At 63.6% G+C, this 19667-nt stretch carries 10 protein-coding genes and 1 pseudogene; 10 read left to right on the forward strand and 1 reads right to left on the reverse strand.

Features of this window, described 5'->3' with window-relative positions; all coding sequences use genetic code 11:
* The 6 genes and pseudogenes from F790_RS0112845 to F790_RS0112875 form a co-directional block, all read left to right on the forward strand.
* The coding region (locus F790_RS0112845) for an IS256 family transposase (RefSeq protein ID WP_019591925.1) at positions 1-423 on the forward strand (423 nt) is incomplete at its 5' end.
* Between the two features lie 40 nt (positions 424-463).
* A pseudogene (locus tag F790_RS13925) lies at positions 464-1273 on the forward strand (ADP-ribosylglycohydrolase family protein); the annotation flags it as partial.
* A complete protein-coding gene (locus F790_RS0112855) occupies positions 1270-1866 on the forward strand; it encodes a cyclin-dependent kinase inhibitor 3 family protein (RefSeq protein ID WP_019591927.1) in 597 nt (198 codons plus the stop codon). The pseudogene F790_RS13925 and the gene F790_RS0112855, both read left to right, overlap by 4 nt.
* A gap of 274 nt (positions 1867-2140) precedes the next feature.
* Positions 2141-3577 (forward strand): hypothetical protein, encoded by a 1437-nt coding sequence (locus tag F790_RS0112860; protein ID WP_026332971.1) that lies wholly within the window; start codon positions 2141-2143, stop codon positions 3575-3577.
* 108 nt (positions 3578-3685) lie between these two features.
* Entirely contained in the window at positions 3686-6037 is a 2352-nt protein-coding gene (locus tag F790_RS0112870; protein ID WP_232199279.1) for a S8 family serine peptidase, read from the forward strand.
* On the forward strand, positions 6037-6333 hold the full coding sequence (locus tag F790_RS0112875) for a hypothetical protein (protein WP_232199280.1): 297 nt from the start codon (positions 6037-6039) through the stop codon (positions 6331-6333). Before F790_RS0112870 ends, F790_RS0112875 begins: the two co-directional genes overlap by 1 nt.
* 166 nt (positions 6334-6499) lie before the next feature.
* On the opposite strand, the gene F790_RS14590 is transcribed toward F790_RS0112875, so the two are convergent.
* A complete protein-coding gene (locus tag F790_RS14590; RefSeq protein WP_156824341.1) occupies positions 6500-7012 on the reverse strand; it encodes a hypothetical protein in 513 nt (170 codons plus the stop codon).
* Positions 7013-7067: 55 nt separating this feature from the next.
* Between F790_RS14590 and F790_RS0112885 the strand changes: the two genes are divergently transcribed.
* The 4 genes from F790_RS0112885 to F790_RS14600 all read left to right on the forward strand — a co-directional run bounded on the left by F790_RS0112885 (position 7068) and on the right by F790_RS14600 (position 19652).
* Positions 7068-9953 (forward strand): DEAD/DEAH box helicase, encoded by a 2886-nt coding sequence (locus F790_RS0112885; RefSeq protein WP_019591933.1) that lies wholly within the window; start codon positions 7068-7070, stop codon positions 9951-9953.
* 48 nt (positions 9954-10001) lie between these two features.
* Positions 10002-15020 (forward strand): class I SAM-dependent DNA methyltransferase, encoded by a 5019-nt coding sequence (locus F790_RS0112890; RefSeq protein WP_019591934.1) that lies wholly within the window; start codon positions 10002-10004, stop codon positions 15018-15020.
* Between the two features lie 49 nt (positions 15021-15069).
* On the forward strand, positions 15070-16482 hold the full coding sequence (locus F790_RS14595) for a hypothetical protein (RefSeq protein ID WP_156824342.1): 1413 nt from the start codon (positions 15070-15072) through the stop codon (positions 16480-16482).
* An 896-nt stretch (positions 16483-17378) separates the two neighbouring features.
* Positions 17379-19652: a hypothetical protein gene (locus F790_RS14600; RefSeq protein ID WP_156824343.1), complete on the forward strand. Its 2274-nt coding sequence runs from the start codon at positions 17379-17381 to the stop codon at positions 19650-19652.
* Positions 19653-19667 lie beyond the last annotated feature (15 nt).

Genomic DNA, 19667 nt, shown 5'->3' on the forward strand with positions numbered 1-19667 from the left:
CAGGCGATCTGGATGGCCGAAACCCGCGCCGACGCCGAGAAGGCCTTCGACGCCTTCCTGACCGCCTACGGCGACAAGTACCCGAAAGCCGCCGAGACGCTGCGCAAGGATCGGGAGGACCTGCTGGCGTTCTACGACTTCCCGGCCCCGCACTGGCAGTCGATCCGGACCACCAATCCGATCGAATCGACCTTCGCCACCGTGCGGCTGCGCACCGCCAAGACCCGGGGCTGCGTGACCCGCAACACCGTCCTGAGCCTGACGTTCAAGCTCGGCCAGAGCGCGCAGAAGCGCTGGCGTCGGCTCCGGGGTTACGAATGGCTCGACAAGCTCGAGCGCGGGGTGACGTTCATCGACGGCGTCGAGCAGACCGAACCGACCAACGACGAGGCATCATCCATGACCGACCGGAGCGCCGCCTGAACCAGCGATCGCTCATACACCAGACTTGACCATAAGTCATACCTCGATGGCCATCGCGCTGGCGGAGAGCCTGGTCGAGTGCCGCGGCTTCGATGCGCACGATCAGATGGACCGGTACGTCCGCTGGTGGCGCGAAGGCTATGCCAGCAGTACGGGGCGGTGCTTCGACATCGGGAACACGGTGAGCGCAGCGCTGGCGCGGTGCGAAGACTCCGGCAATCCGTTGAGTGGTTCGGAGGATCCCACGGCGGCGGGCAACGGCTCGCTCATGCGCCTGGTTCCGGTCCCGCTGGCGTACCGCCGCACCCCGGACCGGGCCCTTGAAGCCGCCCGTTTGAGTTCCCGGACCACGCACGCGGCCGCGGAATGTCTCGATGCCTGTCGTCTGTGGACGGCTTTAATCCTTGCCGTTCTGGAAGGAGCGGAACGAGCCGAGGTGCTGGAACGGCCCTGGCAGGCGCTCCCCGGCTTCGGTCCGGGTGATGAGCTGGAACCGGCCGTCCTGGCCATCGCCGAGGGCTCCTTCCGCCACCGGGATCCCCCGCAGATCCGAGGGACGGGTTATGTGGTCGAGAGTCTGGAGGCGGCCCTGTGGGCCTTCGACCGCAGTGGGGATTTTCGGGAAGGAGCGCTGCTGGCGGCGAATCTGGGCCAAGATGCCGATACCACCGCCGCGATCTATGGGCAATTGGCGGGGGCGTACTACGGGGAGACGGGGATCCCGGTGGAGTGGCGCACCCGCCTCAGCCAGCACGACCGAATCGCGGGTCTTGGCGATGCGCTTCTTCAGCTCTCGATTGCCGGCCCGTCGGATGTCCCTGTCATGGAATCACCGGGGCGCACTGAATGAACGCCGTTCGGACCAGTACCAGTCATCCGCTGGAGATCGCCGAGATCACGTTGCCGGAGGGCGGCACCATCGGTATCACCTTCTGCCCGGGTAAGCAGCAGGCTCATGCGATGACGGGCGCCTGGGCCCGCGACCTGGAGGCCGATCTGGACCGAATCCGGGCGTGGGGCGCGGCCGGTGTCGTGACCCTCACAACGCTTGAGGAACTGCATGAGCTGGGCGTGCCCCGGCTCGGGGAGGCCGTCAGCGAGACCGGGGTGACCTGGTACCACCTGCCCATCCCGGACATGGCCGCTCCCGACCGTCAGTGGGATGACCGCTGGCAGGCGGTGGCTCCGGAGATGCATCGAGCACTCTATGCAGGCGGGCGCCTGCTCGTGCACTGCAAGGGCGGTCTGGGACGGGCGGGTACGGTGGCCGCCCGTCTCCTGATCGATCGAGGCATGGCCCCGGATGCGGCGGTGGCTGCTGTCCGCCGGGCTCGGCGAGGCGCCATCGAGTCGAGCGAGCAGGAGCGCTATCTGCAAATGGTGCCGCCGGGACAATACGCCGATGGAGTGGCCAGGGCTCCTCGGCAGGCAGGGGATGAGTGAATCGAACCTGGCTTGTCTGGCCGGGTTCGACCGACGCCCATACCGGCTGCCGAGTTACACATTCCTGGGAACTCTACCTGCTGATCACGCTGCACTACGGGAGCGAACCGGAGGCGGACATCTCTCGATTGCGTCAATCACTTTCGGCATTTAGGGTTTAGCTCTGTACCGACAAGGTTGTCGGTTGGGGAGACGGTCGATTGGTCCGCGATACGGTCATGCCATCCGTATGCACCGCAGACCGGATTTGGGGGACATCAACAAAGGAAGCGGCATGAAGAGGACTCTTCTTGTGGCGGGCGTCAGCGCGGCGCTTGCGGTACTGGCGACCGGGTGCGACTCGTATCCCACGGAGGCGGAAATCAACTTCGACGGGGTCGAGTCGGAGGAGGAACGTGCAGTGGCCCGGATGATGTGGGCCGAATTCGAGGAAACGGTCGAAACGGGCTGGTCGTTCATGCTTTCGACCGAGGTCGAGGCGGAGCTGGAGCCTGTGGCCGCTCATCTCAAGGAACTGTCCGATTATCTGGCCACCCCCGGTGACGGTTCGAAACCGGAATTGCTGTACGACGGCCCGGAAAGCGAGGCCCTGCGCGCGGCGCACGCCGAGTACCTGGAACGCAGGAGTTCGATCAAGGCCGAGCAGGAAGAGGAATTCGAGGCGCGGCGGGAGGAGCTCTCGGAGGAGCTGTCGTCGATCGAGGCCGATCTTGCGGAAACGGAGGAGGCGATCGAAGCGCGCGAGGCAATGCTGCGGGACGAAGTGGAAGCGGTGAGCGAGCTCGAGGACGAGATCGAGGAAGCCGAACAGGAGTTCGAAGAGATCCGTGAGACGGTCCGCCAGGAGCTGAACGAGGCGATCGAGGAGGAAGACCTTCCAATCGACACGCTGGATCACCTGCGTCGGTATTCGTGGCGTGATTGGGAGAAGGGGCCGGGGGAGGAATGCCCTCGGCCGGACAGCTCACTTACCGTGGATGCTCGAGATTCCCACGGAGTGTGCCTTTTCGCGACCCCGACGCCCTACCGGGATCCAACGCCCTTCGATGGTGGCGAAGGGGTCAATGAGGTCCTGGACCCGATCCTGGCCTCGAGGCTGCTGGAGGCCTACGAGGTGGCAGAGGAGCTCGGTCCGATTGGACGTAATGCACCCGAGGACAGTCTCCGGGGCGAGCTTCGCCAGGCTCGACAAACGCTCTCCGAGCGCCAGAACGAGGCGGACTCGAAGCATGGAAGTGCGCGCGATCTCAACCGGAAACACTCACGTTCCGAACGCGAGCGAGAGCGTATCCAGGGTCGACTGGACGGAGTGGAACGTACGGATCCGAGCGTGCAGCCCTGGGAAGTTCGGGAAGAGCAGCGGGCTCTCCAGCGGTCGCGTCGTGAGTATCGCGACGCGTTGATCCGGACGACCGTGGAAGACCACGCTCGACCGGCGGGGGAGATGACCGACGAGGGGACGTTCCCGGTCGAGGGCGAGGAAGGCATGGTCGTGGCCGTGATGGCGGCTCAGGATGCCCGTGCCTCGCAATCCTGGGAATGGTCGATCTCCCTGTTCAAAACCCGGCTCGAAGAAGAAATGGCTGACCGGAACCGAGTGCCGATCGACCCTCGTGAAGGCGAAGTCGGCCGGGCCGTGTTCGACGAGAAAGACCGGGACACGATGACTCGGGAGGCCTACCTGGAGGTCGGTCAGCAGCTGATGGACTGAGGCCCGAACGCGGTCGGCATTCCGCGTGATTCGAAAACAAGAAATTGGGGCCAGACCTGTAACGCGCACGCAGGGCTGGCCCCGGCAACAACCAGGGAGATCCGAATCATGATGATTTCAATGGACCGTTTTCATCCCACTGTCGTGGCCGTCGCCGTGTCGGCCGCAATCCTGGCACTGTCCGGCTGCGCGAGTAGCGGGGGAAGCAGCAGTAGCAGTAACGGGGGCGGAGGTGGCTCCGGTAACGGTGAGGAGGAAGATACGCGCGAACTCCCGTCCTACGACCAGCAGACGATCCTGGATGATGACGGGGAAACCGTGGAAGTTCAGGTCGCGGTTATCGATAACGAGTTTCGGTCGAGTCACGAAGAATTCGAAGGGCGTGTGTCGGGCACGGAGGCCGTGGCGGGCCACCGGGATAGCGTGGAAGCCTCGGAAGATGACGATGGGGATCCGGAGTACGTACATGGAACCCCAGCTGCAGCTCTGGTCGGTGGCCAAGAGTTCGGAACCAGCGGGAATGCCCGGATGGAGCTGATTGCTGCAGCGGATGATAATGGGACGGTTTTCGGTGGTTACGTGCGCGAAGGAGTGGCGCATGCAGTCGAGGAAGAGGCCCGTGTCATCAACGCGTCCCTGATAGGTCAATGGTCGACATGGGATTACGAAGAAACGGTGGGACAGCTTCAAGAGGTCACGTACGAACAACCGCAGGAAGATGGCGAAAGCAAAACCATCGAGGTGGGCACGGCAGCGGTATTCCCCGCAGGGAACAATGGGAGCAACCTCAGCGAAGACAATGGCGACGGGGACGATGATTATATCGACCACGAAGGGTTCGAATACCTGGGTGAAGTCTGGGATCAAATCCTGATCGCGGGCGGATCGCGCGACTGGGAGAAGGCCTTTCACAGCAACTACCCGGGCCAGGATGAAGAAATCCAGAATCGCTTCCTGGTGGCGCCTTACACGGCCCGGTCGGCAACGAATACCGGCGACGACGCCGAGGGGACGTTCACCGGGACCTCGTTCGCGGCCCCGCGGATTGCCGGCATGGTGACCGGAATCATCGCGCAGTGGCCGCATCTGGACGCATCCGAGGCCACCGGGCGTCTGCTCGAGACCGCCAGTCAGGAGTCGGAGCTTTATGAAGAAAACGACTGTGGACCGAACGAGGACCTGAACTGCGGCTATTACTATCTCGGCCAGGGTCACGCGGATTTCGAAGCCGCCCTGGAGCCGAAAGGCGATGTCGTCCAGCCGGCCGGCGGACAGGTCGAGGATGACGAAAGCCACGATGTTCAGGAAAGCTACGCGTCCTGGTCGCACGCATTCGGCAACGGCTTCCAGGCGGACGAAGAGCTGTTCGATGGCGCGGTGGCGTTCGACGAACTGGGTCGCGACTACCGCGTGGACCTGAGCGGGCAACATGCGGGCGGGTTCGCGCTGGGTACGCATGTCCGTCAGCGGCTGGAAACGCACCTGGCGAACGCCTCGGTGGCGGGTGACGAATCCATCGAGATCGCCGAAGGCGTCAGCATGGCCACGCGCTATACGGATTCCGGAGAACTGCTCACCGGTCGTTTCGACATGGACTTCGGCGGTACCCGCGTGTCCGCGTTCGGCTTCCAGGGTGGAGAAGAAAACCCGATGGAGACCGTGCTGGAGGGGGCGGATACCGCCATGCTGTCCAGCACCACGCCGCAGTTCACCCACAGTCTGGACGACGTGGCCGGTGTCGCCGCTGAGGTCGGCCTGACCGATACGTTCAGCGTCAGCGCGGAATACTGGTCCGGGCGTTCGGATGAAGATCCGGCCGAGCGGGTGCTGAGTGAGGACACCGTGGGTCTGTCGGATTACGGCGTGGACCGCCAGGACATCGCCCTGCACATGCAGGCCACGGACGATCTGCGGCTGTCGCTGGGTCAGGGCATGCTCCGCGAGGACAACGGCATGCTGGGCTCTCGTGGCTATGGTGCGCTGAACCTGGGTGACGAGCACGAGCTGCATGTCACCAGTCTCGGGGCGGAATATGCCGTGTCGGATCGACTGAGCGTGACGGGTCAGTACGAGTACGGCCAGGGCCGTATGGACGGCGGTGCCGGCATGATCCGCTCCATCGACAACCTGCGCACCGAACGGGCCACCCTGGGCGTGGCGTGGGACGGCGACGACCATCAGGTCGCGCTCATGGCGAACCAGCCGATGCGGGTGACTGGTGGGGAGGTCGAGGCCAGTGTGCCGGTCGGCCGGACCGTGGACGGCGAGGTGATCCGCGAGGATCGCACGGCCAGCATTGGTACTGAAGGTCGGCAGACGGATATCGAGCTGGGCTACAGCTTCATGCCCGACCGTGACAGCCGCTTCAACGCGAACCTGCTGTACATGGACCAGCCGAACCATGACCCGAACGCCTCGGGTGAATGGGCCGGTGCCGTGACCTACGCGGTGCGGTTCTGATGGCGGCTCGATATGCCATGACCCTCATGGTGGCCCTCGCGGGGGCCACCATGCTTTCCGCCTGTGCCGGCGGCGGTCAGGCCGGGGTCGGAACCCACGAATCGAAGGCCGGCGACTCGGAGCCCAGCGTTCGCTATGTCCCGATTGGCCGGGACGAGGGCGGGTGCATGCAGTATCGCCCGGAACCACTGAAAGAAGACGTCGCGGTGCCGGCGGCGATCTTCTTCTGGGATGGCGAGGGCTACACCACCAACCGAGACCGTTGTCAGCCACGCGACGTTCAGCAAGACCCGTAAAGTGAATCCCACGGTCAAGACACAAATCGCCTAGATTTAAAGCTTACGCCCTTGGCCGTGTTTGCAGCTCCGTAGGGCAGGCCCGTGTGAAGCGCCCCACGGCCTCGTCTCCCGCCCTCGGGGCGTGATGTTGACCAGCCACCCCACGCTTGACGGGCTTGGGGGGTCATGACTGGGCAGTGGCAGGATGCGGACATCGGAATACTGTTCCTCGGATCGGCAGCGTTTCCCGAACTTTGCGGGGCAGGGCCGCCACGTCGTCGACTCCCACTTCGTACTCCGGCAACCGCATTTCTCCCGCTCGAAGGGCCTTCCGGACCACCTGAAGAAAACGGTGGCCGATGTCGTCCGGGAGAGCGTCCTGCAGGGACGTGCCTTCCAGCAACTTGCCGCTGACATACATGGCTTCGTTGGCCCCGACACTGACCCGGATGTACAGCCCATGTTCATCGAGCACGGACGAGATGTCGGGCAGGGGCCGAAACAGGCCGAGGAGCTGATCGGGTTCGGCTTTCAGCCGGGAGGCGAGGGCCGGCTGGTCAGGATGCGAAATCTCGTCTCGACCATGGTGCGCGGCGTTGCAATGCGCAGAAGTTAAGGCGGTGCGTACGCGAGGCGACAGGCCTTGTCGCCCGGATGGGAGCGGAACGCCGTTGCGAGCTTTATTCACCCAATTCATTTGGGGTAGGGTGCCCATGGACGCCTGAGCGGGGCCTCACGGACACGGGGAGAACATGAGCGAAGTACTGGCGCCCGGCATGCGGGTGGAGATTCGCGATGCGGAGTGGCGCATCCGTCAGGTGGATACGACCCCGGAAGGTGAGCGCCTGCTGACCTGCGAAGGGCTGTCCGAGCTGGTGCGGGGCCGTCAGGCGACCTTCCTGCCGGCACTGGAGGCGCGGCATGCGCAGCCGGTGCGGGTACTGGATCCGCGCGAGACCGAGCTGGAGGACGACCTCAGCGCGAATTACACCGCGAGCCTGCTGCACATGGAAGCGGCCCTTCGCAGCACGCCGGCCACCGGCGAGGCGATCCATGTGGGCCATCGGGCGGCACTGGATGCCTTGCCGTACCAGCTCGACCCGGCGCGTCAGGCGCTGGCCCAGCCGCGCCCGCGCATCCTTATCGCCGATGCGGTGGGTCTGGGGAAGACCCTGGAAGCCGGCATCCTCACCTCGGAACTCATCGCCCGCGGGCGGGGCCAGCGCATCCTGGTGCTGGCGGTCAAGTCCATGCTGGCGCAGTTCCAGCAGGAGTTCTGGAACCGTTTCACCATCCCGCTGGTGCGGCTGGATTCAGTGGGCCTGCAGCGCGTGCGTTCGCGCATCCCCACCAACCACAACCCGTTCCATTACTTCGACCGCTCCATCATCTCGATCGACACCCTCAAGCAGGACATCGAGTACCGCCACTATCTGGAGCAGGCGCGCTGGGACATTATCATCATCGACGAGGCGCACAACGTGGCCGACCGCGGCTCACGCTCGCAGCGCGCCCGCCTGGCGCAGTTGCTGGCCACCCGCTCGGATGCCCTCATCATGCTCTCGGCCACCCCGCACGACGGCCGCGCCGAGAGCTTCGCCAGCCTGATGAACATGCTGGACCCCACGGCCATCTCCAACCCCTCGGACTACGCCCACGAGGACTTCCGCGACAAGGGGCTGGTGATCCGCCGCTTCAAGAAGGACGTACAGGCCGATCTGGCCAGCCACCTGCCGGAGCGCGAGATCGCCATAGAACGTGCCGGCGCGAGTGCCGCGGAAGAGGCGGCGTATGCGGAACTGGAAAGCGCCCGCTTCCGCACCCTGGACGGCCGCGGCGCGCGCGGCGCCCGGCTGTTCCGGACCACGCTCAAGAAGGCGCTGTACTCCAGCCCGGCGGCCTGCCGCGCCACCATCGAGACGCGGCTGCGCAACCTGCAAAAGCGAGACGCCACGCCGGAGCGCCAGGCGGACATCGACGCCCTGGAGGCGCTGCGCCTGACCGTGGACGCCATCGACCCGACCAGCTTCAGCAAGTACCAGCGGCTGTTGCGTCTGCTCGGCAAGGGGGCGGACGGTCTGGGCTGGTCTCCGCGCGACAGCGAAGACCGCCTGGTCATCTTTACCGAGAGCATTCGCACGCTGGAATTCCTGGCCGAACGTCTGCCCGCGGACCTCGGCCTCAAGCAGGGCCAGCTCCGCGTGCTGCGCGGTGACATGCCCGACCGCGAGCAGATGGCCGTGGTCGAGGCCTTCGGCGCGAAGGACGACAAGGTCCGCGTACTGGTTGCCTCCGATGTCGCGGCCGAAGGCATCAACCTGCATTACCGTTCGCACCGGCTGATCCACTTCGATGTGCCCTGGTCGCTGATGACCTTCCAGCAGCGCAACGGCCGCATCGACCGCTACGGGCAGACTCGCCAGCCGCAGATCCGTTATCTGGTCACCGAAAGCGACAACCCCCGCATCCGCGACGAGCAGCGGGTGCTCGAGGTGCTGGTGGAAAAGGACGAACAGGCCGGGCGCAACATCGGCGACCCGTCCGAGTTCATGGCCGAACGGACGGTGGAGGAACAGGAAGCCACGGTGAGCGAGTTCATCGAGGACCACGAGCAGGACGCCGGCAGCGGCGAGCTCGCGTCCCTGTTCGGCGATTTCCTCGACACCCAGCAAAGCGAGGCGAGCGAGCCGCTGGATGCCTTCGTGGCCGAACCGCCACCGGCCGAACACGCTCCCGCGCGCGACCCGTTCTCGCTGTTCGAGAGCGACTTCGACTTTGCCGCCACCACTGCCCGCTGGCTGCGCGACGGCGGCGTGCCCCTGCAGGTGGATATCGACCGCGATGATCGGCGCCTCGCGCTCACCGCGCCACCCGATCTCGGCATCCGCCTGGCGCAGCTGCCGCGCGAGGCCCGGCCCGAGGATGACCATTTCATCCTCACGCCCGACCGTGATCAGGTGAACGAGTCCCTGCGTCGGCACGACGAGGACAGCCCCTGGGCCGAACGCCAGTACCTGTGGTCGCTGCACCCGGTGGTCGAATGGCTGGTCGACCGCGCCCGGGGTGCCTTCGGGCGCCATACCGCGCCGCTGCTGCGCCTGCCCGCGCGGCTGGCGGAAAACGAGACCGCCTTCCTGCTGCAGGGCGGCTATCCCAACCGTCGCGGCTATCCGCTGGTGCAGGACTGGCTCGGCTTTGTGCTGCGCGACGGCGAGATCGTCGAGGAGCTGGACCTCCCCGGGCTGGTGGAACGCCTGCAACTGCACCCCGGCCAGGTCCCCAACCGGGGCGAGGCCGGCGAGACCGCGCCCGAACGCGCCGCCCTCCCGGCGGTGGTGGAACGCGCGCAGGCCCTGCTGGACGTCCGCCGCCGCGAGGAAGAGGCACGCCTGAACGTCCGCCTCAACGAACAGATGGAAGCGATGGATGCCCTTGAGGCTCGCCACAAGCGCCAGCTGGAACTGGAGCTCGAGACCAGCGGCCAGGCGGACAGCGTGAAACAACGCCGGCGCGAGCAGCGCATGGACCGGATCGAGCGCATCTTCCGCGACTACCAGAGCTGGCTGGAGGACACCCAGATGATCGAAAAGACCCCCTACATCCAGGTCATCGCCGCGTTCACCGGCCGTCGCGCCTGAACGCCCCAAACCCCTGCGATACGCAACAAGAACAGGGAGACGCGCCCCATGAGCTGGGCCGGCATCAGTAACGAAAACGAGTTCTACTCCGAGCACTACCTCAGCGAGGTGTTCCACGGCGACATCAAGGCCTTCATTGAGCGCTGGAATGCCGCCGAGCAGGCTGCGCGCGAGGCGCACGATCCGGTGCCGGACGATTTGCAGGCACCCTGGAACCGGCTCGGCCGCATCGCCCACGAGTACCTGCGCGCGCAATCCGCGCTCGAGCGCGACCGCGACCCCGAGCGCCGTGTGCAGGCCCAGCGCGAGCAGGTGCGCGAACTGCTGGGCGTGTTCGGCTTTGAGTACCACGCCCGGCGCCTGCCGGCCGGCGAGGACGTGGAGATCCCCGTGCTCGCCGAATACACCGGCGTCGACGGCCATCCGCTGCTGTGGGTGGTGCAGGCCATCCCGCTGGACGACCCCGAGAGCGACCCGCTGGAGGTGCCGCTGCACGCCGAGCAGTTCCGCTCCCTGTCGGCCGCGCCGGTGCCCCGCGCGCTGCACGCCGGCGAGGGCGAGCACGCCCTGATCGACTGGCAGACCGCGCTGTCGCGCCACATCCTCGCCCAGCCGCACCCGCCGCGCTGGGTGATCCTGGCCAGCCCGCGCCAGTGGCTGCTGATCGACCGCACCAAGTACGCCCGCGGCCGCCTGCTGCGCTTCGACTGGGTGGAGCTGTTCTCCCGCCGCGAGACCGACGCCCTGCGCGCCACCAGCGTGCTGCTGCACCGCGAATCGCTCACCGACCACGACGGCCAGTCCCTGCTCGATCAGCTCGAGGACAACGCCCACAAGCACGCCTACGGCGTCTCCGAAGACCTCAAGTACGCCCTGCGCGAGGCCATCGAACTGCTGGGTAACGAGGCCGCCGCCCAACTGGAGGCGCGCGCCCAGCAGCACAAGAAGAGCATCTACCAGGGCGAGGAACGCCTGGACCCGGAACAGCTCTCCCTGGAATGCCTGCGCTACATGTACCGCCTGCTGTTCCTGTTCTACATCGAGGCCCGGCCCGAACTCGGCTACGCCCCGATGAACGCCCCCAGCTACCTCGGTGGCTACAGCCTGGAACGCCTGCGCGACCTGGAGATGGTCCCGCTCACCCGGCCGGACGAACAGCAGGGCCGCTACCTGCACGACAGCCTGAACATGCTGTTCGCGCTGGTACACCACGGCTCCGAGAGCGACGAGGCCGACCAGCGCGCTGCTCAGCCCGGCCTCGATCTGGAAGGCCAGGCCCCGGAGCCCACCGGGCCGCCCGACGCCACCGCCAGCCGCTTCCGCATGGCGCGGCTGCAGTCGCACCTGTTCGATCCCGAACGCACCCCGCTGCTCAACCGGGTGGTATTCACCAACCAGACCCTGCAGCGCGTCATCCAGCTCATGTCGCTGTCGCGCGAGGGCGGCGGCGGGCGCGGGCAGGGCCGCCGGCGCCGGGGCCGCATCTCCTATGCGCGTCTGGGCATCAACCAGCTCGGCGCGGTGTACGAGGCCCTGCTGTCCTACCGCGGCTTCTTCGCCCGCGAGGACCTTTATGAGGTCAAGAAAAAGGACGCCAAGTCCAACCCCGGCCCGCTGGAAACCGGTTACTTCGTCACCGCCGAGGCGCTGGAGGACTACGAAGAAGAAGAGCGCGTATACGACCGCGACGAACTCGGCCAGCGCGTGCTGCGCCGCCACCCGCGCGGCAAGTTCCTCTACCGCCTGGCCGGGCGCGACCGTGAGAAATCCGCCTCCTACTACACCCCCGAGGTGCTCACCCGCTCGCTGGTCAAATACGCCCTGCGCGAACTGCGCTGCGAACAGCTCGACCCGCTGCCGGACGACGCCGCTCGCGCCGAACGCATCCTGCGGCTCACCCTGTGCGAGCCCGCCATGGGCTCTGCCGCGTTCATCAACGAGGCCATCGACCAGCTCGCCGACCTCTACCTCGAATACGCCCAGAGCGCCCGCGACGAACGCATCCCCCAGGCCGACTACGCGCGTGAAAAACAGCGGGTGAAGATGTACCTCGCCGACCACAACGTGTTCGGCGTGGACATGAACCCCGTGGCCGTGGAACTGGCCGAGGTCTCCCTGTGGCTCGCCGCCCTGGCCGAAACCGACGCCGACCACCCCCACGTTCCCTGGTTCGGCCTGCAGTTGCGCACCGGCAACTCCCTGATCGGCGCTCGCCGCGAAAGCTGGCCCGCCCACCGCCTCACCTGCGGCGCCAACGCCCCCGAACGCTGGACCCGCCACGCCCCGGAACACCGCCCGCTGGACCCGGAGCAGGGCACGGCTCTGCCCGAAGGCCATGTGTGGCACTTCCTCGTGCCCGACCGCAGCATGGCCCACTACAACGACGCGACCGTCCAGAATGTTCATCCGGATGCGATCGCTGCGATTAACGAGTGGCGCCGCGCCTTCAACAAGCCCTTCGACCGCGAAGACGCCGAACGCCTGCAGCGCCTGTCCCGCCGCATCGACGAACTGTGGCACCAGCACGCCCGCGAGCTGGCCGACCTGCGCCAGCGCACCACCGACCCCTGGGATATCTTCGGCCAGCCCGCCCGCGGCCAGCGCTCCAGCATCGACTACAAGGACCGCGCCCTGGCCGGCGAGCTCTACGCCGAATACCAGAAAAACGCCTCCGCCTACCGCCGCCTGCGTCTGGCCATGGACTACTGGTGCGCCCTGTGGTTCTGGCCCATCGGCGAACACGCCGACCTGCCCGACCGCCAGGACTTCCTGTTCGACCTGGAAAACCTCCTGCTCGGCGACACCATCCTGCCCGGCCAGGTGAACGAGACCGACGACCTCTTCGCCCCCACCCAGAACCCCGACGCCGGCCGCCGCTTCATCGACCGCTTCGGCGTGGTGGACCTCAAACTGCTGTTCCGCAACTTCCCCCGCCTGCGCCGCGCTCAGCAGATCGCCGAAGCTCGCCGCGTCTTCCACTGGGAGCTGGAGTTCGCCGACATCTTCGCCAGCCGCGGCGGCTTCGACCTGATCCTCGGCAACCCGCCCTGGCTCAAGGTGGAATGGGAAGAGGGCGGGGTGTTGGGGGACCACGACCCCCGCTTCGTCCTGCGCAAATACAGCGCCACCCGGCTCAACCAGATCCGCGAACAGGCCTTCCACGAACACCCCGGCCTGGAAGCCGCCTGGCGCGCCGAATACGAAGAGGCCGAAGGTACTCAGAACTTTCTCAACGCCGAGGCCAATTACGGCGTTCTGAGAGGGCAGAAGGCCAACCTGTACAAGTGTTTCCTGCCGCTCGCGTGGCGCCTCGGCCAGCCGCAGGGCGTCAGCGGCTTTCTGCATCCGGAAGGGATCTACGACGATCCGAAAGGCGGGGGGCTACGGCGCGAGGTGTATCCGCGGCTGCGGGCACATTTCCAGTTCCACAACGAGCTGTCCCTGTTCGCCGAGGTGCATCACGCAACGATCTTCAGCATCAATGTGTATGGCTCACTACGGGTGACGCCCGATTTCATCCATCTCGCCAACGTCTATGCGCCGGCCACCATCGACGGCTGCTTCGCACATCGCGGAAACGACCCGGTACCCGGCATCAAGGAAGAGGCAGCGAAGCCGGATGGATCGATCACCATGCGCTGGGGCACTACCGGACACCAGGAACGCCTGATCCGCGTCACCGAGCACGAACTCGACCTCTTCGCGCGGCTGTACGACGAGCCTGACACCGACGCGCTAGAAGCCCGCCTGCCGGCCCTGCACGCCCGCCCGTTGGTCGCCGTGCTGGACAAGTTTGCCGCCCAGCCGCGCCGCCTCGGCGACCTGGAAGGCGACTACTACTCAACCCAGCACTGGAACGAATCCAATGCGCAGGACGACGGCACCATCCGCCGCGAAACCCGTTTCCCCGACGACCCCGGCGAATGGATACTCTCCGGCCCGCACTTCTTCGTCGGTACCCCGCACTACAAGACCCCGCGCGCCGTCTGCACCCAGAACAGTCACTACGACCAGATCGACCTGCAGGCCATCCCGGACGACTACCTCCCGCGCACCAACTACGTCCCCGCCTGTACCCCCGACGAATACCGCGCCCGCACCCCCGTCGTCCCCTGGACCGAACCCGGCGAAAGCGCCCCTCGGCGTGTCACCGACTACTATCGGGTGATCTCGCGGACCATGATCGGGTCTTCATCAGAACGAACCCTGCAAAGCGCAATTGCGCCCAGGGTAGTGGGCCACATCGATCTAGGTTTTTCGATCGCTCTGAGGAAGCAGCAGGACACGGCCTTTCTCGCTGGCTTATACGCGTCTGTCGTATTCGACTTCTTCGTAAAGTCCACAGGGAAGGGCCATTTCCGGAACGATATTGCATCACTCCTTCCCATGCCCCCGCTTCGGGAGGATCTGGATCTGGCGCTGAGAGTCAGGTCGCTTGCGCTCAATTGTCTGACCGTCTTTTACAAGGATCTTTGGCGCGAAAACTGGCGGGATTTCTTCAGGTCCGGCGCGTGGTCGTGTCCGGTCGAAACTGATGCCGGATCCCGGCTGCCGCACGATTTCTTCGACAAACTCACGCCCGAATGGCACCGCGACTGCGCCCTGCGCACCGACTACGCGCGCCGTCAGGCCCTGCTGGAGATCGACGTCCTCGTCGCTCAGGCCCTCGGCCTCACACTGGAAGAACTGCTCACCATCTACCGCGTCCAGTTCCCCGTGATGCGCCAGTACGAAGCCGACACCTGGTACGACCGCAACGGCCGAATCGTCTTCACGCCCAGCAAGGGCCTCCCCGGCGTCGGCCTCCCGCGCAAGGCCCGCAAGGCCGACCCGCAAAACGGCATCCGCTACGGCATCACCAGCCCCGACCGCACCGAACACGACATCGCCCTGGGCTGGGAAGACATCCAGCACCTCCAGCAGGGCACCGTCACCAAAACCTTCATGGACGACACCCTCCCCGGAGGCCCGACCGAACGCACCATCGAATACCACGCCCCCTTCTTCCGCCCCAACCGCGAAGAAGACTACCGCTCGGCCTGGCACCACTTCTCTGGCACGGGATAAACGTGCGCCTGTTCATGGCGACGCACATCCCCACTCCAAAGGACGTTTCATGATTACATTCAACACGATTGTCCCGCTTCCTGACACCGCTAGCCTGGATGAAGTCGCCAACCTCGCGCGGGAATGGGTGGCCGGTAGTCCTCATACCGCGTTAGCTGATCAGTTGCTGGACCCGGCGCTCGATGATCGTACCGACTGGAGCGTTTCGGACACGGACGAGTACGCCGAAGCCCTCCAGATGGTAGGCGACGGATATGCACGGTACGGATTGCGATATATCAAGGACGAATCAAGCGGGGTGCGATGGGTGAGCGACGTCCTTTATGCGGAGGATGATTCCGGAAGGTGGGTGGCGGTTACAGTGTCTTGCGACTCCGAGTCCACCGCGCTCCGGCTTCCGATGGCAAAGAAGCCATATATCCTGCGACTCCTCATTGAGCGGTTTGGAGGAGGGGAAGACGGCGAGATCGTCGTTTCCGACAAGCCATATGAGCTCAGCGGCAGCGAAATCGCCTTTGCTGCAGATATGCTGACCGGAAATGCTCGTAACTTGCTCCCGATTGTTTACCTAAGTGCGAACGCCAATGGAGACCCTGCACTAGACCCGAAACGGCTTGCTCGGTGGCTCTCCGGTGTCGCCCATGTCGTAAGCGAGCCAAACCGTGAGTTTTCATATCGTCTGGCAATCGAGGTGAACCATCAGAACCCGTATGGAGGAGCGGTCGGTATCTATTGGCCAGATGATTCGCGCAGTACCCGCCTTCTGCCGCGCGAGCATGGTTACGATCCGAACACAATCTCGAAAGAGATCGCGCGTCTGTTGCGCGACCGGTCTGTGAGGTTGCGAATCCCCCGTCGCCTTACCTGGACCAATCTGTTGGAAAATCGTGCCCGAAGGGAGATTGAAAGACTGCGAGAGGCCGGGTCAGAAGACTTGGATCAATATGTCGCTAACTTTGATAATGAGGTCAAGGCGAAAGAAGAGGCTCTTGAGGCCGCAGAAAAGGAGATAGCTCGGCTGCAAGCTGAAGTGCACGGGCTCAAGGCAAAGACTCGCTCGTCGGATGGGAGTCCGTTGCTAGTATGGGGGGAAGAGACGGATTTGTATGTAAGTGAGAACTTAGCAATTGTCGTGGACGCTCTAGAGTCGGCTTTGAGTCAGGCGCCGGAAGGCTCCAGGCGGCACCATGTCCTGTCTTCATTGCTAGCCGCAAATCCAGTGGAGAAGGTCGCGCCGCAGTATTCGGAGACAATTAAACATCTGTTGTCTCAATATCGGACGATGGACTCCGAGGTGTCTGGGGGGTTGGAAGAAATGGGATTCGAGATTTCGAGTTCCGGAAAGCACCACAAGCTAGTGTTTCGAGGGGACCGGCGGTACCAGTTTTCTATGCCGAAGACGAGCTCGGACCATCGTGCTGGTATGAATATGGCGACCGAGATTAACAGGAAGTTGTTTTGACGCGCATTTACACGATAACGGTTGGTCCGATCCCCGGGGGTGTTGAATCCTGTGCGGAGCGGATCCCTTCACCAGGGGTTTAAAACGCTTTTGTAGCAGAACCTTTTTTTGCACATCGATTGGTACCGTCTTCGTGAAATTTGGCGGGGGAGTAGGTGAATATGTCGAAGGGCTGGAGCAGAGCGAGCAATCGAGGCGGGAATTTTCTGAGTAAAAAGCAGCGTAAGCAGTGGGTCTACGCGTTGTGTGAGAGAGTCCAGCGCGGGGATCAGGAAGCCGAACGGCAATTGGAGGAAGAGCTCAGCGCGAGTTCAGTGGCTCGGTGGGCAGAAAAACATTGGCGCAAAGTGAGGGCGGGGAAAGAACGCCGGTTACGCAATAACCAGGGTGGCGGACATCGTGGACCGCGAAGGTCAGTGCCGAGCATGGGCGTGTCCGGAGATCCAACTCGACCAGTACAGGGCGGGGCGTTCGGCTCCGGGAAAAAATCATGAGAATTGGAGGGTAGCGATGGATGAGAAACGCATCGGAAAGGCCGTAACCTTGGGATCAGTCGTGATGCCGGCAGCGGCCCTACCGTCGATGGCCTTTGGGCAGTGGTCCCAAATGTTCCCGGATGGGAGTTACGGACCAGACTACGGGCGAGGCTCTAAGATGCACCCGGATGGCACCTACGGGCCTGCAACAGGGCACGGCTCCCAGATGAATCCAGATGGGAGCTATAGCTCCAGCTTTGGGCAAGGCTCGCAGATACATCCCGATGGTACGCACGGACCTAACACCGGGCGAGGTTCGCAGATCTACCCGGATGGCACCTACGGTCCGGACACTGGGCGCGGCTTTCAGATGCACCCGGACGGCACCTACGGCCCAAGGTAATCGAAGGGAGCGGTCCTATGGGCAACGTCATAAACCTGGTTCCGGATGCCTACTACCAACGCCTCCGGCAGTTTGAAGATGACCGGCAGCTCGGCAGCTTTCTCGCGGCATTGGATGCGATCGCCCCAGTCACAACGGTGGATGAAACCGCCGTCGCAACCTGGGCGAGATTAGCTGATTCGGTGATGTCGGATGAACCGCTCACCGAGGTATTGAACTGGGTCGCAAAATACCGCTTCAACTTCCTGGATCCACCCGCGGAGCGCGAAGAGAGCCGACCGAATGAGTCATTGGAAGAGGGGGACTCAAGAATTTGTGAGGTTGCCCGGATGGCGGCTCAAGTTGATTTAGACCGGACAGTAGAAATGGACCAACTGCGCGTTCGCAATCCGGTATATGGCCGTTTCCCGGCTATACTGCCTTTTCTCAGGCGGTCCGACGCTCCTTGGTTTGAGGCTATTTCTGAACCCGCAAAGATCATCGGTGCGTTCATAGACAACGTGTACCCGGAAGATACTGACAGTCCGGAGCAGCCAACGGTCGTGGGCCAGTTCTGGCTGGAAAAACACGTTACCGAAATACTGCTCCCATGGGCCATTGATCAGGAAAGGTATGGGCAGTCTAGCTATTCCGACGAAGCTCTTTCGCGCATTGAAGCGTTCGTTCCTTTGGTCTCTACCGTTTTCGATTTTCACTTCGAATTTGTTAAGCCGGAGACATGGGGGGATCAATTTTATCCCGAGAAATTAGTAGATGCATTGATTCACTTGCCGCAGGGGATGTTCGATCGCGTATTGAATTCAGCGTCGTGGGAGGCATTAGAGGCGGATCCGGAAGTGTCGAGTGACGGGCGAGATCAGCCTGGAAGAGACGAGCGAGCGGCGCGCGCGATCATCGAGATTTTTGAGCTTGTCTCTGTCTTGCCCGTTATCAGGCGGGAACGGCTTGTTAGGGAGAACATACCCTCTTCGGTCAGGCATCACTTTGAGGCGCTTAATAGAATTCACTGTGTTCCCCGGATGGATTGGGGGGTTCATAAACACTGGGCTTTTGAAGCCTTGTACGGTGAAGGGGATGAATACACCGTTCCGGCACTTGTGGACCACGTGGGGCATCTGTCGAGCGGGAACAAGTTTGATAAAGAAGATCTGTCACGCTCTCTCGGGCGTGTAGTGCGAAAGCTGGGACGCTTTGACTCGTCCAGGGGCCGTGCACGTATAGGATATGGTGACTGCGGTTACGTAGGCGAGGCCCTGGCAAGTGCAATGGAGTTCGTTGGGGTTGACCGTCCCGATGTGAATTTTGTTTTACTGCTGGGGCAGGATGACACTTTTGGGTTCGGGGATGCGGCGTCTATCGGAAGCCCTGAGCTTCTTGAGTACGGAATAGAAGCTCATGGGATGGCGAGGGAACGAAGCGCTGGTTTTCGGTTGGCGATAAATAGTGCATTCGAGGAAGGCTTTGTAGAGTTGGGGTGTGCATTGATGGCGTTTTACCTACCGACGCAAGTCTTCGCCTACAATGACGAAGCCGATTTTGATTGGTCATGGTTAGACGCGGCGATTGATTGGGCGTTGCGGTGGGATCATAACGGTCGTGTTATGGCAGCCGTGAAGGCAGCGATTCAGCTTTTTGATGTGGTAGCGGATGGCGACTGCTCGGAGTCGGGGCATAGGAGCAGGCTAGCTGCATTCCTTTCCGGGAGGGTGAGTCGGTTGTCGCTCGATAAGGGGGAGCTCGAGGAGTTACGTCGGGAGATTGGTGAGGAGGCTGAGGTGCGGGGGGCGCGGTTTCTCGATGAATATGTGGGTTACGCGAACTTGCGCTGGATGGATGGCAAGGATGTGGAAGAACTGAAAGGGTTGGTGATATTTACTGTACGTGCCCGAGATGAGGGGCATTTGGTGGCAGGGTCTCCTGTTCCGGCAATGCTGCTCACGCACTGGTTTAAATTTCTGGAGTCGCGCCTCGTCCGCGTTTACGACGGTGCGGTCCACGAAGAGGTGGGTTCAAATCCGGATCGTGGGTTTGGGGTGGACGGCTCTGTGGCGGATCGGCTCTCCGTCCTGGGGGGCAACGGTCGGCGGAAGGCGCAGTTGCTGGAGAAGATCAGGGATGGTTTGCCCCCCGGGCTGCGGGACGATGAGCTTCTGGACTTTTTGCAGAGGTTTCGGAAGCTGCGAAACAAGGCCGCCCACGAGGAAACGCTGCCGCCCGGCACCTTCGAAGAGATTTACGCAGAGCTGGAACACGGACGGCTTAGGGAGTTCGTCGAGGGTGTCTTGTTTTAGGTGGCGGGAGGGGTT

Origin of the sequence: Thioalkalivibrio sp. ALE20, from assembly GCF_000381405.1 — a bacterium.
In the GTDB taxonomy this organism is placed as follows: Bacteria; Pseudomonadota; Gammaproteobacteria; order Ectothiorhodospirales; family Ectothiorhodospiraceae; genus Thioalkalivibrio.